This window comes from Parapedobacter lycopersici (assembly GCF_040395035.1).
Classification (GTDB): domain Bacteria; phylum Bacteroidota; class Bacteroidia; order Sphingobacteriales; family Sphingobacteriaceae; genus Parapedobacter; species Parapedobacter lycopersici_A.
The window spans coordinates 30,583-57,058 of record NZ_JBEBRB010000009.1; the positions used below are offsets into that span (position 1 = coordinate 30,583).

Consider the following 26,476-nt stretch of genomic DNA (forward strand, 5'->3'; position numbering starts at 1 on the left):
GTTTCGTTATGTGGCGTTACCTTAAAGTGTTGTCCGTTGCTGTTTAGCCGATCAGTTTTTGCTCGATGGCGATCCTGACGAGTACGGCTGTATTTTTTGCATCGAGTTTCAGCAGCAGGTTTTTTCGGTAGCTTTTAATGGTTTCCGGACTTAAAAAGATCCGATCGGCAATTTCACCATTGGTTAGTCCCTCGGCAATCAATTTCAGCAGTTCGCGTTCACGCTCCGTAAGCCAGATGTGCTTTTCCCGTGGCCGTTTCAATAGCAAATCCACTTCATGGCAAAGGAATGTGCCGCCAGCGGCAACAGCCTGTATCCCCGCCAGTACTTCTTCGGCCATGGCGTTCTTGATGAGGTAGCCTGAAGCGCCATTATCCAGCATCTGGCGAACGATACTATATTCATCGTGTGTAGTCAGCGCTAACACATTGATTGCTGGAAATTGCGTTTTCACTTCTTTACAGAAATCCAGGCCACTGATATCCGGCAACCCCACATCAAGCAGCAGCACATCCGGCTTCCAGAAGCCCAAGGAAAGCCGGCATTCGGCAGCACTATGCGCCACACCGACCACGATAGCCGATCCGGATCCGTCGATCAGTCCCTTTAACCCTTCGGTCAGGATCTTATGATCGTCTACGATGACTACCTTAATCATGCTGTCCATTTTTTGTCAATTCCAGTTCTACGTGTATTTCTGTTCCCTGTGCGGAGGAATAGCAGTCCATTTTACCCTGAAAGGCGGCCACCCGTTGGCGGATATTCCGCAATCCCATTCCTTCGGTTACCGTCTTTTGGTCAAACCCGCTGCCGTTATCCTGGACCGTGAAGGATAGCCGGTCGTTTTCCTGTACCAATTGTACGTTAATCTGCGTTGCCCCGGCATGTTTCAGTGCATTATTGACCAGCTCATGAACACAGCGATAGACCATGATTTCCAGTTTTCCCGGCAGCCGGGCCTCATCCCCGAAATAATGGAAGCTGGCAGGCGGGATGGCGGCGCAGAAATCCGACAGGGAAACCTTCAGCCCATAGCGCAGCAATGATTCGGGCATCATATGGTGCGCGACGCGGCGAAGTTCCCGTATGGAATCATCAAGCATGCCCAGAGCTTTCTGGAAGCGGGAAACGTCCACTGCTTCCAGCACTGCGTCGCCATTCACCTGCGGCAGGTTGAATTTCACCAGTGACAACATGCTGCCCAGCCCATCGTGCAGGTCCTTTGCCAGGCGCGTACGCTCAGCCGCTTCGCCGTCAAGTGTAGCATGTACCGCCACCAGCTGTTTTTCCTGCTCCAGCCGCTGCGCGGCTTCTTCGGCTAACTTTCTCCTACTGACGGCCAGCCGATAACGCATGACAGCGAACGCGAGCGCGATCAGGAGAACGATGCCCCCGGCGACACCAAGCCACAAATACAATCGCCGTTGCTTTTCGAGTGCACCGATCTGCAAGGATTTCTTTTCCGTCTCATATTTGACTTCCATTTCGGAAAATGCACGGTGAAAGGTCTCGTTATGCTGCGTTTCAAGCGCCGTAACAAATTCGTTTACGTAATGTTCCATGGAATCGATACGCCCCAATCGTCCATATGCAAGAGAAAGGTGGATATATGCATGTTTAGTCATGTTTACATCGGTCGAATCCATTTGCAGTACCTTCAATCCGGTCGCGATGCATTCGCGGTAGTTGCCTGAATAATAATAGATGGCCGCTAATATGGTGGCACTGCTGGTCGCCAGATCCCGAAGCCCAGCTGCTTCAGCCCGCTGCAGTGCCTGTTGTGCAATGGGCATGGCCGCATCATAATCTCCATAATAGTTATAGGCACTCGCCAAAACGGCCAATGTTCTACTTTCACCGGATTTATTGCCAAGTTCCCGATAGATGTTGAGCGCCTGTTCAATCGGTCGAATCGATTCTTCTTTGGGCTTTTCCTGCCCGCGGTATACGGCACCCAGGTCGGTGTATATGGAAGCCAGTTCCTCCTTATTTCCACTTTCTATAGCCAGTCGCTCGGCCTGCCTGTAATAGGCCAACGCTTGGTCGTGATTCTTCAACAGTCGATAAATACCACCTATGCGAGCATATATTTCGCAGCGTTCATAACCGTTATCCGTCTTTTCAAGTATAGCGGCTGATTTTTTAAAGTGATCCATCGCCGCGTCATACCTGTTTTGGGAAACGTAAAGGCTGCCGTATAGTCGATACACGCCTGCTTCTTGTGCTGCTCCGTGCCGCTGCGCAATGGGCAACGCTTTTTCTAAATAAAATTCGGCTGAATCATCAGCGGACTTCATCAGGTAAGCCGCACTCAGGTTTTGGTAAAATGCGCCCTCCATTTGCTCGTCTCCGGTTTGACTCGCTAAGTCCAATCCTGTTTTAGCAAAGTGCAGTGACTTGGATATGTTTTCCCTTACATAGCCTTTTGATAACTCCTGATATAATCGGATCTTTTCACTATCCGTAAGCCTTTTCGTGGCTAATACCCGTTCAAGGGAATCCAGTGACTGACCGAGAGCGATGAACGGTGACCCTGCCAAAACCAGGTTTAGTGCGAAACGGAACGCCTGCCGTATGCTTTGCTGTAGAAGTCCTTTTATCATGTGATCTAAATAACTGGTTTGGTTTATCGTATAGCAAAGGTAGCGATATCCATGCGGGATAAAAACCCCCTTTTGGGGGTATCGTAGGGAACACGGTCGCGGTAACTTTGCTTCATAGAACGGCTAACAGCGGGTAGCCATGCCGGTTGCTTTCAAATAGAAATAAACACATTCATTAAATGACAGATGATGAACACAATCACAAAGACATTCAAAACAATCGGGCTATGCTTTCTGGCAGTAGCCCTGGTTTCCTGTGCTAAAGATGAAAATAGCTGTGATCCCGAGGATAAGGAAAGCCCGTGCTACCCCGGTGTTACGACTAGCCAGTACTTCAAGATGGAAATAGCCGGAGCTGAGTGGAAAGCAACAAATGCCCCTGGTCATTTGTTCTTTATTGAGTCGCCTAATCAGGGAGTTGACGAGCATACGGGCGTGCCATTTTACTACGTTGAGTTGGTAGGGCTTACCGGGTCGGACCCCAATGGTATTACTATCCAGCTACACCTGCCGGCAGATAAGTTTTCGAATCCTAAAGGGACCTATCCGGTCATCGCAGATGCGAGAAAACTCCATACAGCAGGCGTATCTTCCGTGTGGGTATACGCCGTTAACGGTACACAGGACGAATATGTTTCCGTTTTTCCGGAATCCATGGATGATGATACGCCTTTATTGCCCGACGCCGGTACGGTCACCATCACGGATTTCGAATTAGGAAACGACAACGACGGCGGCAACCAGAAACGGTTATATCGTATCAAAGGCACATTCTCCGCATCTACAATCTATGGGTTGGATGTTCCCAACGGATTCAACGGCAACACCGAATCGATATCCCGCGGGGAATTTAATCTCGTCAACGCGTTATATCAGCAGTAAAAACACGGACCGTTAACACTGAAATCCGAACACGAAACAAGTTCGGCATTACGGACGATATTCACCAATGAAAAAGGGGCTAAAAGCCCCTTTTTAAATCTACTATTTTTGATGGATGCAGCAATTATTCTGCTGTTGCCGTCAACGTTTTCGTGCCGAGATCAGCAATGATTCCAAACCTGACCGGTACGGCTTCTGTTGTATCAGGTGCTAAACCGGAAGCCGGGTCCGGTTCGATGACAACCCGATAGTCGCCTTCGGGCAAACCCGATATCAGGAAGAAACCTTCTGCGTCCGGAAAGGCGGTTGCTGTGTCCGTTTCGCCCATAGCATACACCACGGGGTTAGCCGACATCGGTTCAACGACGCCCTTAATACGCCCGTTGGTCAGCTCCGTAAACACCCGGATAACCGGTTTCAGGGTGTATGAACCATTACCCGTCTGCACAATGGAGCGGGCCGCATCAAAATCCGTCCATACCGTATACGACCCATCAGGGATGAGTTCCTGATGGACGTTGAATTTCAGTCCGCTTTCCTCTCCCGATGGAACTTTTAACGGATGCTCCGTCCCATCGACTACAATAGAATTGTTTTCCCCAAGGATGAACCGTACTTGTGAAAGCTTTCCTGCAGGAAGCGTGGTACGGGCAATCAGGGTGTCCACACCATTGCGGAATTCAAGCAGGTCGTAAACCCCGGGCACAATCGCGTCAAAGGTTGTCCATCCATCCGCATCGGTATGAAACGCGACACCCCGGATATCCAGGTATAAGGCATCGAACGCCCCCGGAGCGTCCGTCAGGCGGAGATCCAGCTGGGCTGTTCCGCCGCCTGACGAGTCGTTTTTGCTGCATGAGCCAAAAAATAAGATGGCACACAGTCCCGCCAATAAAGGCAGCATGAGTTGTTTTTTCATCATCTTAAAAATTAGTTGTTTAAAATCAGTGTTCAATAGCGCTATATTGTGATCCGGCAGCGTAACCATCGGTAGATCTATTCCTGCGATTTTTTTGCCCGAAGAACATTCCTTCGTCACTGAGGACACACTCATTCATGAATCGGGTCGAAATGCGCGCAGGATTATTAACGCATCCCGACAGACTGTTGCCGGTCACCACATAGGCACGTGCAAAAAACTTACCTAAAAATAAACTGCTGGTAATCAATGATCTTTTTGTTTTTGTGCCATGGGTAAGTGTATGGTTTTGACGACAGCGAAACGCGCTAAAGCGGTTGACGCGTTTTTACTAGGCATTTGCCATCACCTTTTCCGGTAACGGCGATGAAGTCGATTTGCCGCTGTTTCACGTCAGGGTAACGGGTTCCGGCCGGATTGAACTTTTAATCGTAAATTTGCTTGACTAAGTTAAGTAGTGAATTTTGCCGCAACGAAAACATGGATACACTATTCATAAAAAACATGGTCTGCGACCGGTGCATTTTAGTGGTGCAGAACGAGCTGGATAAGCTGGATATTGCCGTTAAAAATATAAAGCTTGGGGAGGTGACATTGGCCAGGGAGCTGACCACAGGCGAAAGGGACAACCTCGAAAAGACGCTGGTGCCGTTGGGGTTTCAGGTGATTGATGATCGAAAAGGCCGGACCATTGAAAAGATAAAAAATGTCATCATCGAGCTGGTACACCATCAGGATAACGGGTTAAAATCCAATCTTTCCGATGTGCTGGCCGACAAACTCAACCACGATTACAATTACCTATCCAACCTGTTCTCGGAAGTAGAGGGCACCACCATTGAGAAATACTTCATCGCCCAGAAAATAGAAAAGGTTAAAGAGCTTTTAGTATACGACGAACTGTCCCTGAGCGAAATTGCCTTCCGCCTGAACTATTCCAGTGTAGCCTATTTGAGTAACCAATTCAAAAAAGTAACGGGATTGACCCCAAGCCATTTCAAACAGATCCGGGAAGAAAAGCGTAAGCCGCTTGACAAGGTGTAAATCTTACAAATCCATCCCATAATTACATAACGGCCGGGAGTGGTTTTGTTGCCACCTTTGTATTGTAAAATCAAAGCAAACAAAAATGGCAACAAGCAATAGCGAACCGATTTATCTTCCGCTGGAAAACGTCGAGAGTGAACACTGTGCATTGATCGTCGAAAAGGGACTGGCACAGGTAAAAGGCATCGAAAGCCACAAGGTAGAGCTTAACAACCGCAGGGCAGCCATTACGGTCGATGACAACGAAGTGGTCTCCGATGCGGTCAGGGCGGTCAAAGACCTGGGTTACGGTGTCACCACCGTTAAAGGTTCCTTCCCCGTTTTGGGGATGACGTGTGCTTCCTGTGCGGGAAGCGCGGAAAGCATTGTTAAGCATCAACCGGGTGTAGTGAATGCTTCCGTAAACTTTGCTACGGGAAACCTCACCGTGGAATACCTGCCGAATATGACGGATGCGCCAACGCTGCAGAAAGCCGTACAGTCCGTGGGTTACGACCTGCTGGTGGAAGATGAATCCACACAACAGGAAACCCTGGAGACCATCCATGCAGAAAAATTCAAACAGCTAAAGCGCAAAACTACCTGGGCGATCCTGCTGTCACTTCCTGTGGTGATTATCGGCATGTTCTTTATGGATATGCCCTATGCAGACCCGATCATGTGGCTTTTCTCGACTCCGGTGGTCCTGTGGCTGGGCAAGGACTTCTTTATCAACGCGTGGAAACAGGCAAAGCACCGGTCGGCCAACATGGATACGCTGGTAGCCCTGAGTACCGGTATCGCCTACCTATTCAGCGTGTTCAATATGCTTTTTGCCGACTTTTGGCACCAAAGGGGCTTGCACGCCCACGTATATTTCGAGGCGGCGGCTGTCATTATCGCGTTCATTCTGCTGGGTAAGCTGCTGGAAGAAAAGGCCAAGGGCAATACCTCGTCCGCCATAAAAAAATTGATGGGGCTTCAACCTAAAACGGTGGTTGTCATCCAGGCGGACGGTACCGAAAAGCAAGTTGCGATTGACGAGGTGAACGCGGGCGACGTCATCCTAGTGAAACCGGGCGAAAAGATTGCGGTGGACGGCATGGTGGTTTCGGGTAATTCCTACGTCGACGAAAGCATGCTGAGCGGCGAACCCGTTCCTGTTCTCAAAAAAGCGAATGAAAAAGTATTTGCCGGCACCATCAACCAGAAGGGAAGCTTCCAGTTTGAAGCCGTGAAAGTCGGCCGGGAAACCATGCTCGCCCAGATCATCAGCATGGTGCAGGATGCGCAGGGGAGCAAGGCCCCGGTACAGAAGCTGGTCGATAGGATCGCGGGAATTTTCGTTCCTGTGGTTATTGTGATTGCGATCCTTACGTTTGTGCTATGGCTGATACTGGGTGGTGACAGTGGTTTGGTGCAGGGATTATTGGCAGCGGTTACGGTATTGGTCATTGCCTGCCCCTGTGCGCTGGGACTGGCTACGCCTACGGCAATTATGGTCGGTGTAGGCAAAGGTGCCGAACGGGGCATCTTAATCAAGGATGCCGAAAGCCTGGAACTGGCAAAAAAAGTAAATGCCATTGTTTTGGACAAAACAGGTACCATTACCGAGGGGAGACCGCAGGTTACGGGTATCCAGTGGCTGAACGACGACGACACAGCCAAGTCCATCTTACTGAGCCTTGAAAAGCAGTCTGAACACCCGTTGGCGGAAGCCGTGCTAAAACACCTGGAGGGCGTGCCGGCGATCGCTCTGTCCATGTTTGACAGCATCACCGGTAAAGGGGCCAAAGCCAGTCACGACGATGAAACCTACGTTGTCGGCAATCGGAAATTGCTGTCGGAACACGGTATTTCCATTGACAACGCATTGCAACAGCAGGCAAATGAATGGGGCGGGGAATCAAAAACGGTCATCTGGTTTGCCAACCGCAGCCAGGCACTTGCGGTGATCGCGATTTCGGACCAGATAAAGGAAACGTCGGTTCAGGCGATTAAGGAAATGCAGGATATGGGCATAGAACTGTATATGCTGACCGGAGACAATGAAGCAACGGCCAAAGCCATTGCACAGCAGACCGGCATCGGGCATTACAAAGCAGAGGTGCTGCCACAGCACAAAGCCGATTTCGTAAAAGAACTGCAGCAGCAGGGAAAAGTGGTGGCCATGGTAGGCGATGGCATCAATGACAGTACGGCGCTGGCTACAGCCGACGTCAGTATTGCGATGGGCAAGGGGAGCGACATTGCCATGGATGTGGCCAAAATGACCATCATCTCATCGGACCTGACCAAAATTCCGCAGGCGATCCGGCTGTCAAAGCAAACCGTGGCCACCATCAAACAAAACCTGTTCTGGGCGTTTATCTACAATCTGATCGGTATCCCGATCGCGGCAGGTATCCTGTATCCGATCAACGGATTCCTGTTGAACCCGATGATTGCCGGAGCTGCCATGGCATTGAGCAGCGTGAGCGTGGTCAGCAACAGCCTGCGCCTGAAATGGAAAAAGTAACCCCGGGGCCGGGACGCGGTTAGCCCCTGGCAGGCAATCTGTAAATATTATAAAAGAAACCCAAAATAGCATAAGAGAAGAAGCTGCCAATTAACGGAAATTTGCAGTATCAGATAACAACTAAAAAACGTAATAAAATGGAAAATAAGAATCTTCAATTCAAGACGAACCTGAACTGCGGCGGATGCGTATCGAAAGTACAAGCTGATCTGGATAATGCATCGGGTGTTTGCGAGTGGAATGTAGACATCAACAACAGTGACAAAATCCTCACGGTTAAGTCCGAAGGCATTTCTGAAGATGAGGTAATTGCCATCATCAGAAGCAAAGGATTTAAAGCGGAGCCGTTGAATGCATAGCACATTATCCGTTAAATAGAATGGGAGGTTGCACGTTACGTTGCAACCTTTTTTATTGAAAGGAACCCGCCCATAACGTTTAATTCATTATTTAACATAGGCTAAATTTAGTCTTCGCTATTCTCCCTAATTTTGTGCTGTTTTAATTATTCACGATGTCAAACGAGCATAAGATGAGCAATAAGCTGACTGTTAACGAAATCGTCCCTGCGAAGACCCGGACCCGCCTGCTTGCGGTATGGTTAATCGTAATCGCGTTTATGGCATGGGGAGGTACTTTTTTGGGCGACGAAATGCCGGTCCTGGTCGCGGCCGGTGTGTTTCTGATCTTATTGTTAACGATTGTCGGGGCCGCTTTTGGAGTGGTTAAGGAAGCAGATGAACTGGCTCATCAGTTAGGGGAACCTTATGGTACGCTTATTCTGACGTTGTCTATCGTTTCGATTGAGGTGATCCTGATCTCCGCCGTGATGCTGGGTCCGGGCGAGAACCCAACAATCGGCAAAGATTCCATTTTTTCTGTCATGATGATCATCATGAACCTCATTATCGGCCTGTGTATCGTGCTGGGCGGATTCAAATTCGGCGAGCAGGAATACAATGCCCAGGGTACGATGTCTTACCTCGGGATGATTATCATGCTGGGCGGAATCGGTTTGCTATTGCCTAATTACATTACGGGTGCCGGTGGTGGCTCGTTTACGGACACACAGGCCCTTATACTTTCCTCATTAATCATCGTGCTGTACGCATTTTTTCTGGTTTTGCAAATGAAAGGATACCGGCACCTGTACGTACAGCCCAACGCCGGTTTTCTGGAAATCCCGTATCGGGAAAGACCGGTGCAGGATCACGCGAAACATATGGACGATCCAATCGCCCAAAGCAGCACGCGCGAACTGTGGATCCGGTCCGTTGTGTTAATTGCCACGATTTTGCCGATTGTGTTGCTTTCTCACCATATGGCGGTTGTGGTGGATTACGGCATCCGGGCAGCCCATCTGCCGCCGTTGTTAGGCGGTGTATTAATTGCGGTTATCGTTTTTACGCCCGAGTCAATGACTGCGGTTAAGGCGGCATTGAACAATGAATTTCAACGCGCGGTAAATCTCTGCCACGGGGCCTTCGTTTCTACCGTGGGGCTGACAGTTCCGTCGGTGCTGATCATCGGGTTAATTACGGGCAAAACGGTATTGTTTGGGCTGACGGCCACCGAGACCATCCTTTTTGTCATTACGTTGCTGTTAAGCGTCATGACTTTCCTGGGAAAACGTACAACACCGATTGTAGGCATCATGCACCTGGTGCTGTTCGCCGTATTTATCCTTTTAATTTTTAATCCGTAAACCAAGCGAAAGGGTACAGGGGAAAAAAGAAGCAGTTCAATGGCTGACCGGATCCCATAGCGCCGTATATTTGTGTCATCCAGGTAGCAAACCAGAACGCAATCATATGCTGACATCCGTACATCCGAAACTGCCCATGCGCAACAAGGTCGCGACGCAGGAATATTATGTAGACCAACTGGGATTCCGCCCCGTGGGCGATGCCGAGTATGCGGATTACTTATTGGTTGAAAAAGACCACATCGAACTCCATTTCTTCCTTTTTAGGGAACTGGACCCAAAGGAGAATTACGGACAGGTATATATCCGGACGGATGATATCGACACGCTTTACCAGTGGATGCTGGATCGTGGCGTCCCGATCCATCCCAATGGCTCCCTGCAAACGAGGCCATGGGGGCAGCGGGAGTTCCATCTGCTTGATCCGGACCATAACCTGCTCACTTTCGGGCAGGCCGTATAGGAGAGCCGTTGGTTCCTTTTTGCCGCTCAATCCTTATGGTTGCCGTCCATCTCATTGCCGATACGGTTGGCCGCCACAAAGGAAGCCACCATGTTATTCAGCATTTCTCCCGCAGCCTGCGGTGAGTTGGGCATGAGAATCAGATTCGATTTGCCGAGCGTACCCATTGCCTGCAACGTGTCGTAGTGCTGTGTGACTACAATCAATGCGGAAGCTTCCTGCGAATTGATCCCGACTTTATTCAGCACATTGACCGACTCTTCCAGGCCCTGTGCGATTTCCCGCCGCTGGTGGGCAATCCCCTGGCCCTGTAATCGCTTGCTCTCGGCTTCTGCCTTTGCTTTTTCCACAATAAGTATCCGCTGGGCATCGCCTTCGTACTGGGCAGCCACTTTAGCCCGTTCGGCCGCGTTGATCCGGTTCATGGCCTGTTTGACCTGTTCGTCGGGGTCAATGTCGGTAACCAGGGTTTTCACGATATCATAGCCGTAATCATTCATTGCTTCCTGCAATTCTTCCTTTACGGCAATGGCGATGTCGTCCTTTTTTTCAAACACATCGTCTAATTTCAGTTTCGGGACTTCCGCCCGTACCACGTCGAATACGTAGGAGGTGATTTGATAGTAGGGGTTGTCCAGCTTATAAAAGGCATCATACACCTTATCTTTGATGACCACATACTGCACCGAAATTTTCAGTTTGACAAATACATCGTCCTGTGTTTTGGTCTCCACCACCACATCCAGCTGCTGGATTTTAAGTGAAAGCCTGGCGGCAATCCGGTCGGCAATCGGAATCTTCAGCTGGAACCCCGCATCACGTATCCCCTGGAACTTTCCAAAGCGCTCTACGATCACAGCGGTCTGTTGCTTCACAGTAAAAATCAGACCAATATAGCGGAGGATAAGTGCCCCGGCGATCACATAAAATATAACGGAAAACGTGTCTAATAATTTGAGAATATCCATAGGCTTTTTCCGCAAAATATCGAAAAAAACGATTTTATCCAAGAAAAATGTGTGCTAATGTCCTCCGGATACCTGCCGGCCGGCCCAGATATAACCGATTGCCGACCGGTTGTTTGGTACTGATTTACTGTAATAGCTGATTGTATTTCGGCTCCGCTTCGGGCATTGTCCGGCATTTCTTCGGCATTTCTTCGACACTTGTTCGACTGGGTTTCGAAGTGCAATGCATTGCACGCCGAGCAGCCCCGAAGCGGAGTCGAAGCCGGCTCGAAGCGGAGTCGAACAAGCCTCGAAGCCGACCCGAACAAGTCCCGAAGCGGTGTCGAAGCGACCCCGAAGCACACTCGAACGGACCCCGAAGGTTTCCCGGACGATAGCCGTGCCAATTGCCCGGGCCGTCCGGAGCGCTATTGAAATCCGAAAAGCAATGGGAATAGGAAAGTCACGACCGCCGCCCACAGGGCATAAACAGGTAGGTAAACGGCAATGATTCTTTCGACTCCGCTGATCGTGGATTTCCCTTTGAGTACCCGGAATAACTGAACGGTCACCAACAGCAGGTTAATCAGGATCAATACGTTCCCGCCGAACACGGCGAGCCGGTTTGGCGTAATACCCCAGGTTGTAATCCGGAACAGGACCGCGGATAGTGCAATGCCATTGACGGCAATGGTTACCATTGACAGCAGCAGGAGCAGCCATAGCTCGGTGCGGCTTTTTGCAGCAGCGGACGTTCCGGCGATGGCAAAGAATATCAGGGCCATAACACCGATCAGCAGGACATTGAATACCAATAGAAATTCCCGGTCACGGTAGGGATCTTTTCCTGCATATAGGGTTGCTGCGAGGTAAGTCACGAGCATGACCAGCACCAGCGGGCAGAAGATCCGGGCAATCACCGGCGCTATTTTACCTACCAATTGGGGATTCGACCGGACCAGGTATGTGCCCACCATCGGAGCGGCAGCAAGCCCGACTACACCAATATTCCGGAAATATAAGGTTTCGATAGCCAGGCCGATCAACGAGAAGAGGCCGAGGGTGATGCCGGAGAGGGCAATACCGGCGATGAGAAGCAGTCCGGTCATCACCAGCAGATCGCCATTGTAGGTCAGAAAGCCGATCCGTTTGCTGTTGCTGCCATGGTCGTTGCCGGTAAACGCGGTACCCAGGATTGCCCACAGCCATAACGGCAGGTGAATACAGGATAATATCAGGGTGTCGCTCTTTTCGTTGTTGGGAAGAAAGTTAATGAAAGCCAATCCCAGTAACGTTGCGCCTGCAAGGACGGCAATTTTGCCGGACTGCAGTTTATGCTGCCAGGCAAAGTAGGCGGTCAGCAAGGGAAAGACCACAAAGCCGGCATTGCGGGAATAGAAAAACGTTTCGTCTATCCCAAACAGTACCGGCAGTTTGGCGATGAGGCCGGCCAGCAGTGAAGCAACACAAATAAAAATCAAATCGTTGCGCGTACCCGCTGTGCTTTTTTCGGTGGTGAAATTCAGCCGCTCATTCCAGTAAGTGGCAAGCGTATTGTCCTTGATTTCGGGATACAGGGTGTTAAACGCGCGCGTAAATACCTGTTTGTCTGATTGGTACAAGTGTTCAAGCTGCCGGGGGTTGTCCAGGTGGGACAGGATCCGTTGTCTCATGGGATTGTTCATTGCGTGTGTGATTTGTGTAGTGGGTTAGCCGTGTGCGGCGGAATCATTGATGTCTAAAAAGAACTTTGTAATTCAAAGTTTATAAATAAAAAAATAAGACTTTCTATCCGTTTTTTTGCGATTTAATTAATTGTTCTAACGTATTCAGGTGGTCCTCAAACGCTTTTTTACCGGCTTTCGTTATGGAATACCGGGTGTTGGGTTTTTTACCAACGAAGGACTTTTTCACTTCAATGAACGCTTCCTTTTCCAGCGCCTTGATATGGCTTGCCAGGTTACCGTCGGTAACATCCAGCATTTCCTTCAACGAATTGAAGTCCAGCGTATCGCTGACGGCCAAAGCAGACATCATACCGAGCCGGATCCTGCTTTCGAAGGCTTTATGTAAATTACCGATGGATATCTTCACTGCTCGTACCTGTAATGGATATAAATGCCATAAATGATGTGGAACAGCCCGAAGCCTACGGCCCAGCAGTACAGTCCCAGTCCAACAAAATAGGCGCTGATCAGTCCGAGCCCTATTTCGATCAGTCCCAGTACGCGCACGGCGCCGTAGGTGAATTGGCCAGCACTATACAAAGCCAGTCCGTAAAATATCAGGGTAAACGGAACGATGAGTCCGGTCAATCCCTTTGCGATCAGGATGAGGATCAACACGCCGCCGGTTACGAGCGGAACGGCCATATTCAGCACGAGCCGCCTGGATGTGCCGTTCCATAATTTTTCACTCCGTTTGCCGGCCTTTTTATAAGAAAGGTAAACCGCCGTACCGATGGCCAGTACCAGCACAGTCAGTGCCAGCGCGATGAGCCGGGTTCCGGTAATGGACCAGGTTTCGGGTGCCGTTGCCGCATAGGTCAGCTGATCCGGACGGACACCGAGGTACTGATAGGCGATATAGACTCCTGCCAATGCGTAAATTCCAGCCATAACGCCTGCCCACCCCGATAACGACAGGAACTTGGACGTGCGTTCCATCATGGAACGGATCGCTGTGAGGTCCCTGGTATAGTCCTTTTCTTGTGTCATTAAAAGTACTTTTTTTTTCAAAGTTAAATAGAAATTTTAATTTTGCAAGCGGGGAGGTGATTTATTTGAAAATTCCCGGTAGGGGATAACGCGGTTCATTGACGGATATTTATGGAAAATTTTGTGCGGAGCGATTCAATAGTCCGGCGCATCTGGGGGAAGAGCGATACGGTGCTGCTGATTTTTGCCGGGGCTTCCGCGGAGTTTGCATTGAACAAAGCGGTCGATTGGCTTTATTTCACCGGGCGCCTTCCGGCTGATCCATTGAAACGGCTGTTCGCTACCGTTGCCTATGCCCGTCAGATCGTATTTGCCCCGCACGACGGCGCGTTGCGTGCCATCGACGGAATTTCCGCCATCCACCGCGGGGTCGAACACCAGCGGGGTCGGCGGATTCCCGACTGGGCGTACCGCGATGTGCTGTTTATGCTGATCGATTACTCCGTACGCGCTTATGAATTACTGGAAGGAAAACTGGACACCGCCGAACGGGAGGAGGTATTTCAGGTTTTCCGTCGGGTGGGATTGCGTATGCAGATTAATGGCCTGCCCGCCACCCATGGACAGTGGGTGATCATGCGGAAGGCAGGCTTGCGTGAGCACCTATCGAATGGGGCATTTACCAAAGACCTGTATAAGCAGTACCGGCGCCACCTCGGCCGGTTCAGGTTCCTGATTTTAAAGCAGGTGCAGCGGGCCCTGGTGCCCGAACGGGTAAACCGGTTGCTGGGCCTTGGCCACAGTCCCATTGCAGCCCTGTTGCTGGGCGCCTACAAACTAAGCCGGATCCTGCGACTGGATCCGTTATTGAAAAATGCGATATTGCCATCGGAGTATAAAGCCCAGGTTAAGGCCCTGGACCGCGATCCGGGTAACTGACCCGGTTTTACACCGGGAGTGTAAAATAGAAAACCGATCCGTTTCCCGGGGTGCTGTTTACGCCGATTTCACCGTCATGCTTCTTAATGATCTCCGACGCGATGTATAGTCCCAGGCCGAACCCCTGCGCCGGCGCGGGGGCGCCAACGCGGAAAAAACGATCAAAGACCTTTTCCTGCATGTCTGCGGAGAGCCCAATGCCGTCGTCCGTGATGCTGACTTTTATCCGGTGTTCCCCATTTTCACAGTGAATGGAAACCTCGGAACCCTCCGCCGAATATTTGATGGCATTACCGATCAGGTTGGTCAGCACCTGGCCGATGCGCTCCCGGTCGGCGCTGATGGCCGGACGGCTGCAGGGCCGATGGGAAAAATGATGCGTCGGACCGGTAATACGGGCTTCCTTCAGCTGCTCTTCCACCAGTAGATTCAGGTCGAATGTTTCTTTTTGCAGTCCGAGTTCCCCACCGGAGATCATCGTCGTATCCAGCAATGCATATACGAGCTTTACCATCCGGTCGATCTGCCCGTTCAGTTTCATGATGAGGGTTGCACTTTGCCGTTCATCAATGTGGCGGAATTCGCGGTTGAGCAGCTGTCCGTAGGCCTTGATCCCCGTTAATGGGGTTTTGAGTTCGTGGCTGGCCATGCTGATGAATTCATCCTTTTGCTGTTCCACCGCTTTCTGCCGGGTGATATCAACGGAGATGATGACTGCGGAATGCGGCTTTCCCTGTGGGTCAAAAATCGGCGAAATCTGATTATTGACCCAGATGACCGACCCGTCGTTGCACAGTAGGCGCTTTTCAATTTCGTACGCTGCTCCCTCGTTTACCAGGCGCTCGAATAACACCGCATTGCGGTCGATATCGGCTTCATAAATAATATCCGTGACGGTCAGTTCCAGCAGCTGTGGAACACGGTAGCCGAGCATTTTGCCGAACCGTTCGTTTGAAAAAATAATGCTGCCGGAAAAGTCCACTTTCAGAATCCCGGCGATACTCTGGTTAACGATGACCCGGTAATTTTCCTCTGACTGCCGCAGGGCTTCTTCGGCCGTTTTCCGTTCAGTGATGTCCATCACCAGGCCCGAAAGCCCGATGGCTAGCCCATCGGCATCGCGCCTGATGGTGCAGCGTGCGGAAATCCACCGGATATCGCCGTCGGGAAGGCGGATACGGAATTCTTCCCGGTAGCCGATGGCATTTTTGATTGCCGCGGTTAACGACCGTCGGACACGTGTCCGGTCACCTCCGTAAATAGCGGGTAAGATATGCTTAATCGGGACACCTTCCGTGATGGCGGCCCGGGGCAGCGAAAAATAATGCGTAATGTTTTCATCAGCTATAATCAGGTCCCGTGGAATATCCCAGTAAAAGGTGCCCGCAAGCCCGGTTTCAAGCGAAGCCGCTAGTTGTGCCCTTGTACGGCGGAGGATTTTCTTCATCCGCGTTTTGCCTGTCATAGTATCCGGTGTTCCTGCCTGTCGTAGCCGCTAAAGGCGATGAAAAGAACATGTCCTTTTTTGGGTAGTCAGCTAAATCATTAATAAATGACTTAACGTTCTGCCATAAAAATTGTTCGTGAAACAGGAATATTTTAGATAGGCGGGGCCATTATTGCAACGGGCACGAAAGCGGATGTAAAAATGTTGGGCACCTGTTTAATGCCCGTTAAACGCACCAAAGAGAATGGAAATGCCGATGCACAGCAACCCAACGTAAACGTAGCGGAAAAAGGATTCGTTGTTCAGGCGGTGATTCAGGTACCGCCCCAGGAATATCGCCGGAATGGCGGCTGGGAGTGCAACCATAAAATAACGGAAAACATCGGCATTGAGGAGATCCTTAATCCAGTAGCCAATAACCCCTGCAAAACTCACCGGCAAAAAATAGGCCTGCAGCGTAGCCCGGAATTGCTTGGCATCCCATTGCCGCATATTACCGTATACAATGAGCGGCGGACCGTTTAGCCCGTATGCACCCCCGAGGATACCGGAGAGAAAACCGCAGGCAAACAGCCAGCCTTTGTGGTCTGTTTTTAGTTGGAGACCATTTTTTTTCCATAGTGCGTACAGTGCATAACCGGTGATGGCAGCACCCAGTCCGAATTTCACCTGGTTTTCACTGCCGTAAACCAGTAACAGCAATCCCAGCGGAATACCCAGCAACGCGAAGAAGATCAGCCACTTCGCGCTGTAAAGATGGATTTTCCGGTGATCCTGGATCACCACCACGAGTGCGATCACGATGGATAACAGCACGGATAGGGGCACGGCCACAGTTACGGGCAAAATAACGATCAGGAGCGGTACGGCAATCAGCGATTCGCCGAAACCTAATGTCGACCGGACCAACGTGGCAATAAAGCTGACGGCGGCTACATAAAAGAAAGTAAAATCCATGTATTTCGACGCTTGTTTTGGTGATGATGGTGCGCTGGCGAATATCGGGTTTCCGATGCAATATCTAAAATTTAAGTGACGGATCAACTGCCGGAATGCGGCTAATTGGGGTACGGAAGGACGGGTGGTAAATCGGGAATGTTTCTTGAAAAAGTTGCTGGATTGGTGCTTCGTTAGTATATTTGGTTTTCAAAATCCAATTAGACTTAGATAATAATTGAAAGCAGGGGCATTTATTACCGGCTAGCTCGATAGTATATCGAAATAGTGGCCGCTGTAACCAAGGATTGCGTAAATTATGGCATTACGAAGGACACCGAATGAAACGGAACTGTTGGAAAAAATTGCCGACGGTAATGAGCAGGCGTTCTCCGCGTTGTTTTATGCATACTATAACCAGGTTGGAGAATTTGTTCAGTTGCTGACTAATTCCAGGGCCGCTACCGAAGAAATTCTGCAGGATGTGTTCACCAAAATCTGGGTAGACCGGGAGATGCTTCCGCAGATTAACCGGTTTGACGCCTATTTATTTGTCCTCTGCCGGAACCATACCCTGAATTACATCCGGCGCATGGCGGCCGAGCGACGCAGGCAGGAAGAATTCGCCCGCCAGCTGGAAACCGACGCCGCTACCAGGGAAACCGAACAGGAAGCCTATTCACAGCTGGTTGACCGCGCCGTACAATTATTACCCCCCCAGCAGCAAAAGGTTTTTTCCCTCCGGCGCAATGGTTTTAAGAATCCGGAGATCGCCCGGGAGTTGCAACTTTCGATTGAATCCGTTAAAAAATATCAGCACCTGGCGATGAAGTTCGTAATCGAGTTTATCAAAGGCCATGCATTCCTGCTGCTCATCCAGCTATCTTTTCTTTTTATTTGTGATTGATAACCAGTTAATTGCTGATTATTTGCTGGAGATTTTCACTTTTTCTTAAAATCATATCCACCTTTTGGCTACCGTCGTGTCTTTATTGTACGAATTATATCCGTAATAACCTGTTACATGCAAAATCAGCGACTGGCCATATTGTTAAAACGTGCCATGGAGAGCACCATTACGCCATCCGAACGCGAGGAGTTGCTGGCATTAATGGCCGACGACGAAAATAAACGCGATGCGGAACGGCTATTGGATGATTCATGGGAGCAGTTTGAGGCAACCGACAATACAGTACTGACATCGGATAAGGGGTCAGAAATGCTGCGCCGGATTTTTGAAACGACCGGACATCGCCGGCCCCGTCAGCAGCTCATCAGCAGCTGGTTATACGCAGCGGCTTCGGTTTTGCTGATTGCGATGGTATCGATGTATTTTTATACCCAGTACCGGCTAACTGCTTCATCCGCTGAACTGACGCTGGCGCAGGCTGCGGAACAATATAACATCAAACCCGGTGGCAATAAGGCCATACTGACACTGGGGGATGGTCGTGTAATCGTATTGGATGATACCGGCAACGGCCTGGTGGCGGAAGATGCGGGAGCCAATATCCTGAAATCCGCGGGCGGACAGCTGCGGTATGACCGGAGCGATGACGCATCTGCCACGGTTACGTATAACTCCATCCGCATACCCAAGGGCGGCCAATACCGGCTTGTGCTCCCTGACGGATCCCGGGTACATTTGAATGCGGATTCCTATATCCGGTTTCCAACCCGGTTCGTTGGCGACCGGCGGGAGGTGGAGCTGGTCGGCGAGGCTTATTTTGAAGTTGCCCACGATAAAAGCAAACCGTTTTATGTAAAAACACCAAGGCAGGTTACCAGGGTATTGGGTACGGTATTCAATATCAGTGCCTACGCGGATGAAACAACAACGAAAACCACGCTCGTGGAAGGCCGCGTCGAAGTCAGCGGAAAACAGGGACACCCGGTTGTTCTTAAACCGGGACAGGCTGCACTTTATCAGGACGGGCAATCCGAGCCGGCGGTAATACACGCTGACATGGACCGGGAATTGGCCTGGCAGAAGGGTTATTTTGTGTTTAACAACGAGAATATAAAAAGCATCATGCAGCGGATCTCACGCTGGTATGATATTGACGTGGAGTACCAGGGCAATCTGATGCAGAAGCACTTTGGTGGTATTTTCCAGCGGTCCAAAAGCATTGCCCAGTTGCTGGATAGCTTTAAAGAAACTGGAATTATAGACTTTAAGATTATAGAAAGGAGGGTGGTCGTAATCGGGAAATAATACGTTATACAAGCGGCATATAGTTGCAAAAAGCCGGAGGCGTTGCCGCGCCAACCGGCTGTAGGTTCACCAGGTGAATCTAAATGGGTAACTAACCAACTGAAAAGAAATCAAGTTCTTAATTAAACCCAATTTCCAAATGTATAAAATTTTTACTGCAAAACGCTGCAGCAAACCAACATTCTATTCACGTAAATTTCTGTTGATGATGAAGGCCACGGTGTTGTTAACCTTCGTGTTTATGCAGGCGGCGGTCGCCAGCCGCGGCCAGGACGTGAGTATCCAGGTAAAGGGTGCGCCGATCACCAAGGTGCTGTTCACCCTTTCCCAGCAGAGCGGCTATGATTTTATTTATGACGCGAAGCTGATGGAAAACATGGCGCCTATCACACTTATCGCATATAATGAACCGCTGGAATCGGTACTGAAGCGCTGTTTCGGGACTCAGCCGTTCGAATTTGTTTTTAACGAAAATAAAACGGTGGTTATCCGGAAGCGGCGCCCCGCACCGTTGGTAAAACCCATCCAGCAACAACCCATTTCAGGTTCGGTTGTGGACTCCCTTGGACGTCCGCTGGTAGGGGTATCGGTATTGATAAAGGGAAGTCAGCGGGGGACGGCAACGAATGCGGAGGGGGTATTCCAGATCGAGGCGAATCCGAACGATGTGCTGGTATTCAGTAATATCGGCTACCAGGATCAGGAAGTGACGGTAACCGGGCAGCAGCGGCTGTCTGTTGTGCTGACACCGGTTTATTCGGACCTGGAAGAAGTAGTAGTTACCGCATTGGGCATAACCCGCGAAAAGAAATCGCTTTCCTACTCGGCCCAGAACATCGGCGGCGACCAGCTCAGCCAAGCAAAAGAGAGCAACATGATCAACTCGTTGCAGGGGAAAGTAGCCGGTGTTAACATTACCAAAAATCCAGAAGGACCCGGTGGTGAATCACGCGTGGTGTTGCGCGGAAACCGTTCGATCACGGGAAATAACCAGCCGTTATATGTCATCGATGGGGTACCGCTCGATGGCGGTATCAGCATGATCAACTCCGATGATATTGCGAGCATGACCGTGCTGAAAGGTGCTTCGGCGGCAGCGCTGTATGGCAGTGCAGGCCAGAACGGTGCTATTATCATCACCACGAAACGACCCGAGGCCGGACCGCTGGCCGTGGATTTTTCCACGGGTTTTACCTGGGATCGACCTACGGCACTGCCGGAATTCCAATATGAGTATGGCCAGGGATCGGCCGGCGTATACTCGCCGAATTCCGAGCACAGCTGGGGCCCGAAAGCTGACGGCCAGGAGGTAACACTCTGGAATGGCAGTACCGTCCCACTGGTGGGGCAGCCCGACCGTTTTGACGAATTTTTCCGGACGGGGAAGACATTCAGCAACTCCCTGACGCTGACAGGCGGTACGGAAACCATTAAAACCTATTTTTCATATGCCAACATGCTGGCCGGTGGCATTATGCAGAACAACGACCTGACCCGACATAATTTCGATTTCAAGATCAGCAACCAGCTATCGTCAAAACTTTCCTTCGATTCCAAGATCAGCTACATTTACGATGATGTATTTAACCGGCCTGCACTCGGGGAAACCGGATTTTCATTAACCTCGATTTACCGTGCGCCAACTTCCATCCCCATCTCCGAAATGGAGAAATTTGAATATGTGAATGACGAAGGGGATATGATGCAAAGCTACTGGAAACCCAATTCATCTGTTTTGGGCAATCCCTTTTTCTACATGAACCGCAATATTTATCACCAGCGGAAAGACCGTGTGCTGGGATTGCTGTCGGCTACCTATAAACTGGCCAGCTGGGTGGATATACTCGTGCGCGGCAGCATCGACAAAACCATTACGAGATGGGATCGGCGGGTCTATGCCGACTCGTATTACAGCCTGGTCGGCGCGAACTATTTTCTTCGGAATACCAATCGTTATGCGACGAACATGGATGCATTGGCTTCCTTCCGGCATGATTTTACCCCCGACCTGAAGTTTACGGGAAATGTGGGGGGATCGATACAGGAAAGCCGGTATGAGGAGGTTTATACGGACGCGAATGGCCTGAATAAAGCCAATTTCTTCGAAATGTCGAACGCCAAGGCACCGATCGTCACCACCGACCACGGCAGAAGCCCGCAGATCCAGGCGCTGTATGCGACCGCTACGTTGGCCTACCGCGACTACCTGTTTCTGGATGTGACTGCACGGAACGACTGGTCGTCGGCGCTGCCAAAAGGCAACCAGTCTTATTTTTATCCTTCCATCGGTCTGATCGGTATCCTGTCGGATATGTTTACCATGCCCTCATGGATTTCGTACGGAAAGGCGCGGGTGTCTTATGCCAATGCCGGTTCGGGTGGAAACCAGTACCTGAACCAGAATTATTACACAGTAGGTGCAGGCGGGTTGATTCTTACGCCAACCATCCAGTCGTTCAATACGTATAAGCCTGAAATCACCAGCTCAACAGAAGTGGGACTCGAATGGCGGTTCTTCAACAGCCGGTTTGGCTTTGACGTTACTTATTACGATAGCCGCACCAAAAACCAGCTGCTGTTGATCGGTGCACCATCAGCATCGCTGTACGATCAGCGTTACATCAACGCAGGGTTAATCCAGAATTATGGCGTGGAAGCGCTCATTACAGCTACCCCGGTTAGGTCAACCAATTTCTCCTGGGATGTTTCCGTTAACTATGCGAAAAACAACAATAAGATCATTCGCCTGACCGACGACATCAGCTCGGTAATCATACGCGACGATCGCCTGGCAACCATCCGCGTGACTGAAGGGGATCGTTATGGCGATATGTATTCAAAAGCGTGGCGCCGGGATGAGCAGGGACGGCGGTTGGTGGATAATAACGGGTCGCCGTTACTCACGGCCGGAAAGGACCTGTTGGTGGGTAACTTTAACCCCAATTACATGCTCGGGTTTTCCAATAATTTCCGGTACCGCGATTTTTCCCTTAGTTTCCTGCTCGATTACCGGAATGGTGGTGTAGTACTGTCCGGTACGCAGGCATTGATTGATGCAGATGGCCACTCCAAGAACTCACTTGAAGGCCGCGAAAACGGATTGGTACTGGATGCGTATACAGTAGATGGCGAACGCAATGATAAAACGATTTCTGCACAGACGTATTGGAGCGCCATTGGCGACCGTTATCCGACCGGTGAGCTGTATACCTACTCAGCGACCAATCTGCGGTTGCGCGAGGTGGTACTGGGCTATAGCCTTCCCAGCGAATTGCTGAGCGGCAGTAAGTTTATCCGGGCCGCCCGCTTATCCTTGGTGGGAAGAAACCTGTTCTTCCTGCAGCGTGAAGCGCCGTTTGATCCCGAATTGACATTGGGTACGGGTAATGGCGGTGGTTTGGAATACGGTTCCCTTCCGTCGACCCGAAGCTTCGGATTTAACCTCCGATTATCGTTTTAATCACAAATTAAAGAGAACCTTATAGTTTTTATTATAATGAGAAAGAAAATTGCACTGCCAAAAGGGAAAAGTATTTTCGTGCTTTGCCTGCTGGCAATCATGGTCGGATGTACCAAGAATTTTGAAGATATCAATACCGATCCGACCAGACTGGTATCACTTGAACCCGAAGACATCCGGAGATTGTTTTCCAACGCACTCTATAACGGCGTTGCGGCACCGGACGGGGCACCGCGTTTTCAGACGGGACAGAATTTATTTGCCGATCAATATGCGCAATATTATGCCGGTACGCAGACGGCCTTTGCCTCTCACCGGTATTCCATCGTACAGAATTGGGTACAGGACCATTGGATTAATACTTACATCGCAACGATGCCGTCTCTGTATTTCATCATCAATGAAACAGCAACCGGTGATTTTCCCACGTTAAATGCCATTGCCCGGATCTGGAAGGTGTTTGTGCTCCACCGCACGACGGATTACTTCGGCCCGATCCCTTATTCGCAGATCGGTTCTACGGAAAAAACCATTGCTTATGACAATCAGCGGGATATCTACTTCGATTTTTTTAAGGAACTGGATGAGGCGACAGCGACACTGAGCAGCAACCTCGACCGGCCATCCTATGGGGAGCAGGACCTGATTTATGGCGGTGATAACGCGCTATGGTTGAAATTTGCCAACACACTGCGGCTGCGGCTGGCGTTACGGATTTCACAGGTGGAACCTGAAAAGGCAAGGCAGGAGGCCGAGACTGCCGTGGCAAATGGTGTGCTGACAGATTTCGCAGAAGATGCGTACCTAGCTGTTTCTACCAATAATGTGAATCAACTGGCGTATATCTCCGGATGGAACGAATTCCGGATGAGTGCCGCAATGGAAAGCCTGATGACGGGATACGACGATCCGCGGCTTAGCCGGTATTTCCAGCCGGCGGTGCTGACCGGAGAATACAAAGGGGTGCGCAATGGAATGGTGCCGGCGGAGCAGATGTTGCCCCAGAACGATTATGACCACAGTTCCAATGTGGCCAGGCGATTGATGCCTGAATCTATGGCAATTACGCCAATGTCGGTGATGTACTCCGCGGAAGCCTATTTCCTGCGGGCAGAAGGCGCGTTGAATGGTTGGAACATGGGTGGAACGGCGAAGGAATTGTATGAGCAAGGGATTGCGATGTCGATGCGTACCAATGAAATTAATAACGCGGATGTGATTAACGATTACATCAATGGAACAAGCCTGCCCGCAGCACCCGGTGGCTATTTCAACACACCGGCGCTGACGGATATTCCGGTACAGTTCGCAACCAACCCCGAAAAACAGCGTGAACAGGTGCTGACGCAGAAATGGCTCGCGCTGTTTCCAGATGGGTATGAAGCCTGGGCTGAGGTACGGCGTTCCGGATACCCGAAATTGTATGCGCTGGTTCACTCGGACAATCCGGATGTTCCTGCAAATACGATGATCCGCCGGATCCCGTTTGTTAATTATGACCGTGATCGTAACGGGCCGGCCGTAACCGCGGCAGAGGCATTGCTAAGTGGTCCGGACAACGCGGCTACCCCGCTGTGGTGGGATACAAATGGAACGATTACGTTAGTGGGCGAAGTCAATTGACCGACACGATGACTGGTATAAGCCTGTATATAAGCCAATTTGTTCAGCTGGTATTCGTTATATTGGCCATCGGGCCGGCGAACGCCATCCCACCGGTGGATGGGTATGCCTTGTGCATGCCTGATAAAGTGCCGCTGCTGGTGCCGAAAGTCGAAGATTTCGAATTAACCGGAACAGGCAGTCACCCAATTTGGGAATCGGTTGCCTGGCAGTCCATGACAAAACTGGATGACGGTGGGGAAGCCTATGCAAGTAAATTTAAAATCTGCTATTCCAACACGGGAATTTACGTGCTGTTTGAAGGAGAAGACCGCCGTATCACAACCGTTTATGACGAAGACTTCGGCGAACTTTGGAATGGCGATGTTTTTGAAGTTTTCTTTCACCCGGATACCGGGATAAATCTGTCCGATACTAAGGAAGGAGCTGCGGTTTCCTATGTTGAATATGAAATCAACGCGTTGAATAGCGAACTGGTGCTTTTTATCAGTCGGAAGGACGGGCAGTCCCGGTCGGACTTCCCCGAACAGTATGATGGAACCCGTCGGGTAAAGAAAGCTGTAAACGTGGCTATACCATCAAGCGGAGTGGAAGGTGAGATTGCAGCCTGGTCGGCGGAAATGTATTTTCCGTTTACCCTATTGGCGGATGGCGGCCATACGGTACCCGTAAGTGGTACCGTATGGCATGCCAATTTCTGTAGAATAGACTACGATGCGGGTGCGCAGGTGAAATGGTCTTGGACACCGACGATCGAACGGTCTTTCCATGAGCTGGCGAAGTTTCTCCGTATACAATTTGAATAGTAATGAATAAACCAAAATTAACCGATATGCTAAAACAAACGAATGCATGGCGTAAAGCCGCTTCCGGTACCAAGCACGTACTCGCGCTGCTGATCTGTTTATTTTCGATGTCCTTGGTAAAGGCCCAGGATATTGATCTGCTGTTGAAGGGCGGCCATGTCATCGATCCGAAAAACGGCATCAATGAGGTGATGGATGTTGCCGTAGCCGATGGGAAAATCTTCAAGGTTGCCAAAAGCATCCCTGAATCATCGGCCAGGAAGACCATCGATGTCGCGGGATTGTATGTAACCCCCGGACTGATCGATATGCATGCCCACGTATTCAATGGGACCAATCCAATGTCTTACATTGCCGATGGACACACGAGCGTGGCACCGGATGGATTTTCCTTTCGGACGGGCGTAACAACCCTGGTTGATGCCGGATCGTCCGGCTGGCGGAACTTCCGGGATTTTAAAGAACAGACCATCGACCGCTCGAGCACCCGGGTACTGGCATTCCTGAATATTGTAGGAATCGGAATGCTGGGCCGGTTTGAAGAACAGGATGTGTCGGATATGAATCCGGTGATGACCGCCCATATGATCAAGGAACTTTTTCCGGATATTATCGTGGGCATTAAAGCCGCGCATTACTGGGGTGATTATACTCAGGTAGAGCGTGCTGTGGAGGCTGGAAACCTCGCAGGTGTACCGGTAATGGTAGACTTTGGCGAACACCAACCACCGCTTTCCATTGAAAAGCTCTTTATGGACATTCTTCGTCCGGGTGACGCGTTTACGCATACGTATTCGTATGGCCCGAAAAACAGGGAAACGATCGTGGACGAAAAAGGTCATGTAAAGCCCTTCGTGTTTGAGGCCCAGAAACGGGGAATTATTTTTGACGTTGGCCATGGCGGTGGGGCGTTTTCATGGCGCCAGGCTATCCCCGCCACGCGCGATGGCTTTTGGGCTGATGTCATCAGCACCGACCTGCATACTCAAAGTATGAACGCGGCAATGAAAGGACTGGATAACGTGATGTCCAAATTCCTGACGCTTGGTATGCCGCTTGAGCAGGTTATCCTGAAAACAACATGGCGCCCGGCACAGGTGATTAGCCGGCCGGACCTCGGCCATTTAAGTGTGGGAAGCGAGGCTGACATTACGGTCCTTAACCTGCGGGAAGGTAAGTTCGGGTTTTTGGACGTACGTGGTGTCACCCTGGAAGGGGATAAGAAGCTGGAAGCCGAAATCACCATCCGTGCGGGCAGGGTCGTGTGGGACCTGAATGGCCGCGCCGGCAGGAAATGGGACGATGCGATGATTCTCGAACAATAAGTAAG

Annotated in this window: 22 protein-coding genes; 13 read left to right on the plus strand and 9 right to left on the minus strand. The window is 50.4% G+C overall.

Features of this window, described 5'->3' with window-relative positions:
• Window positions 1-43: 43 nt before the first annotated feature.
• Both ABWO75_RS04035 and ABWO75_RS04040 read right to left on the minus strand, forming a co-directional pair.
• A complete protein-coding gene (locus ABWO75_RS04035) occupies window positions 44-658 on the minus strand; it encodes a response regulator (RefSeq protein WP_353182811.1) in 615 nt (204 codons plus the stop codon).
• Window positions 651-2,603 carry a tetratricopeptide repeat-containing sensor histidine kinase gene (locus tag ABWO75_RS04040; protein ID WP_353182813.1) on the minus strand — a complete coding sequence of 651 codons (1,953 nt, stop codon included), beginning with the start codon at window positions 2,601-2,603 and terminating at the stop codon, window positions 651-653. The genes ABWO75_RS04035 and ABWO75_RS04040 overlap by 8 nt, the downstream gene beginning before the upstream one ends.
• A 189-nt stretch (window positions 2,604-2,792) precedes the next feature.
• Here ABWO75_RS04040 and ABWO75_RS04045 point away from each other — a divergent pair, with 189 nt between their 5' ends.
• Window positions 2,793-3,485, plus strand: coding sequence for a hypothetical protein (locus ABWO75_RS04045; protein WP_353182815.1), 693 nt, complete (start codon window positions 2,793-2,795; stop codon window positions 3,483-3,485).
• 124 nt (window positions 3,486-3,609) lie between these two features.
• On the opposite strand, the gene ABWO75_RS04050 is transcribed toward ABWO75_RS04045, so the two are convergent.
• Window positions 3,610-4,407, minus strand: a complete 798-nt coding sequence (locus ABWO75_RS04050) for a DUF4382 domain-containing protein (protein ID WP_353182817.1) — start codon at window positions 4,405-4,407, stop codon at window positions 3,610-3,612.
• A 477-nt stretch (window positions 4,408-4,884) separates the two neighbouring features.
• Between ABWO75_RS04050 and ABWO75_RS04055 the strand changes: the two genes are divergently transcribed.
• The 5 genes from ABWO75_RS04055 (at window position 4,885) to ABWO75_RS04075 (ending at window position 10,116) form a co-directional block, all read left to right on the plus strand.
• Complete coding sequence (locus ABWO75_RS04055) at window positions 4,885-5,448, plus strand: helix-turn-helix domain-containing protein (protein WP_353182819.1); 564 nt, start codon at window positions 4,885-4,887, stop codon at window positions 5,446-5,448.
• A gap of 85 nt (window positions 5,449-5,533) precedes the next feature.
• Window positions 5,534-7,948, plus strand: a complete 2,415-nt coding sequence (locus tag ABWO75_RS04060; protein ID WP_353182821.1) for a heavy metal translocating P-type ATPase — start codon at window positions 5,534-5,536, stop codon at window positions 7,946-7,948.
• Window positions 7,949-8,085: 137 nt separating this feature from the next.
• A complete protein-coding gene (locus tag ABWO75_RS04065; RefSeq protein WP_353182823.1) occupies window positions 8,086-8,307 on the plus strand; it encodes a heavy-metal-associated domain-containing protein in 222 nt (73 codons plus the stop codon).
• Between the two features lie 155 nt (window positions 8,308-8,462).
• The gene (locus ABWO75_RS04070; RefSeq protein WP_353182825.1) at window positions 8,463-9,653 is read left to right on the plus strand and encodes a calcium:cation antiporter; all 1,191 of its coding nucleotides are present in this window, start codon (window positions 8,463-8,465) and stop codon (window positions 9,651-9,653) included.
• 106 nt (window positions 9,654-9,759) lie between these two features.
• The gene (locus ABWO75_RS04075; RefSeq protein ID WP_353182827.1) at window positions 9,760-10,116 is read left to right on the plus strand and encodes a bleomycin resistance protein; all 357 of its coding nucleotides are present in this window, start codon (window positions 9,760-9,762) and stop codon (window positions 10,114-10,116) included.
• 26 nt (window positions 10,117-10,142) lie between these two features.
• Here ABWO75_RS04075 and ABWO75_RS04080 read toward each other — a convergent pair whose 3' ends face one another.
• The 4 genes from ABWO75_RS04080 to ABWO75_RS04095 form a co-directional block, all read right to left on the minus strand.
• The gene (locus ABWO75_RS04080; protein WP_353182829.1) at window positions 10,143-11,084 is read right to left on the minus strand and encodes an SPFH domain-containing protein; all 942 of its coding nucleotides are present in this window, start codon (window positions 11,082-11,084) and stop codon (window positions 10,143-10,145) included.
• Window positions 11,085-11,491: 407 nt separating this feature from the next.
• The gene (locus tag ABWO75_RS04085) at window positions 11,492-12,736 is read right to left on the minus strand and encodes a hypothetical protein (protein WP_353182831.1); all 1,245 of its coding nucleotides are present in this window, start codon (window positions 12,734-12,736) and stop codon (window positions 11,492-11,494) included.
• A 115-nt stretch (window positions 12,737-12,851) separates the two neighbouring features.
• Window positions 12,852-13,157, minus strand: coding sequence for a winged helix-turn-helix domain-containing protein (locus ABWO75_RS04090; RefSeq protein WP_353182833.1), 306 nt, complete (start codon window positions 13,155-13,157; stop codon window positions 12,852-12,854).
• On the minus strand, window positions 13,154-13,780 hold the full coding sequence (locus tag ABWO75_RS04095; RefSeq protein WP_353182835.1) for a hypothetical protein: 627 nt from the start codon (window positions 13,778-13,780) through the stop codon (window positions 13,154-13,156). Before ABWO75_RS04095 ends, ABWO75_RS04090 begins: the two co-directional genes overlap by 4 nt.
• A 111-nt stretch (window positions 13,781-13,891) precedes the next feature.
• On the opposite strand from ABWO75_RS04095, the gene ABWO75_RS04100 reads away from it, so the two are divergent.
• Window positions 13,892-14,659 (plus strand): oxygenase MpaB family protein, encoded by a 768-nt coding sequence (locus ABWO75_RS04100; protein WP_353182837.1) that lies wholly within the window; start codon window positions 13,892-13,894, stop codon window positions 14,657-14,659.
• A gap of 7 nt (window positions 14,660-14,666) precedes the next feature.
• On the opposite strand, the gene ABWO75_RS04105 is transcribed toward ABWO75_RS04100, so the two are convergent.
• Window positions 14,667-16,106: a sensor histidine kinase gene (locus ABWO75_RS04105; RefSeq protein WP_353182839.1), complete on the minus strand. Its 1,440-nt coding sequence runs from the start codon at window positions 16,104-16,106 to the stop codon at window positions 14,667-14,669.
• Window positions 16,107-16,322: 216 nt separating this feature from the next.
• The gene (locus tag ABWO75_RS04110) at window positions 16,323-17,063 is read right to left on the minus strand and encodes a sulfite exporter TauE/SafE family protein (RefSeq protein ID WP_353182841.1); all 741 of its coding nucleotides are present in this window, start codon (window positions 17,061-17,063) and stop codon (window positions 16,323-16,325) included.
• Window positions 17,064-17,361: 298 nt separating this feature from the next.
• Here ABWO75_RS04110 and ABWO75_RS04115 point away from each other — a divergent pair, with 298 nt between their 5' ends.
• The 6 genes from ABWO75_RS04115 (at window position 17,362) to ABWO75_RS04140 (ending at window position 26,471) form a co-directional block, all read left to right on the plus strand.
• Window positions 17,362-17,949 (plus strand): sigma-70 family RNA polymerase sigma factor, encoded by a 588-nt coding sequence (locus ABWO75_RS04115; RefSeq protein ID WP_353182843.1) that lies wholly within the window; start codon window positions 17,362-17,364, stop codon window positions 17,947-17,949.
• Between the two features lie 117 nt (window positions 17,950-18,066).
• Window positions 18,067-19,257, plus strand: coding sequence for a FecR family protein (locus ABWO75_RS04120; protein ID WP_353182845.1), 1,191 nt, complete (start codon window positions 18,067-18,069; stop codon window positions 19,255-19,257).
• Between the two features lie 205 nt (window positions 19,258-19,462).
• The gene (locus ABWO75_RS04125; protein ID WP_353182847.1) at window positions 19,463-22,717 is read left to right on the plus strand and encodes a SusC/RagA family TonB-linked outer membrane protein; all 3,255 of its coding nucleotides are present in this window, start codon (window positions 19,463-19,465) and stop codon (window positions 22,715-22,717) included.
• Between the two features lie 36 nt (window positions 22,718-22,753).
• Window positions 22,754-24,340, plus strand: coding sequence for a SusD/RagB family nutrient-binding outer membrane lipoprotein (locus ABWO75_RS04130; protein WP_353182849.1), 1,587 nt, complete (start codon window positions 22,754-22,756; stop codon window positions 24,338-24,340).
• An 8-nt stretch (window positions 24,341-24,348) separates the two neighbouring features.
• Window positions 24,349-25,146, plus strand: a complete 798-nt coding sequence (locus tag ABWO75_RS04135) for a carbohydrate-binding family 9-like protein (RefSeq protein ID WP_353182851.1) — start codon at window positions 24,349-24,351, stop codon at window positions 25,144-25,146.
• Between the two features lie 26 nt (window positions 25,147-25,172).
• Window positions 25,173-26,471, plus strand: coding sequence for an amidohydrolase/deacetylase family metallohydrolase (locus tag ABWO75_RS04140; RefSeq protein ID WP_353182853.1), 1,299 nt, complete (start codon window positions 25,173-25,175; stop codon window positions 26,469-26,471).
• Window positions 26,472-26,476 lie beyond the last annotated feature (5 nt).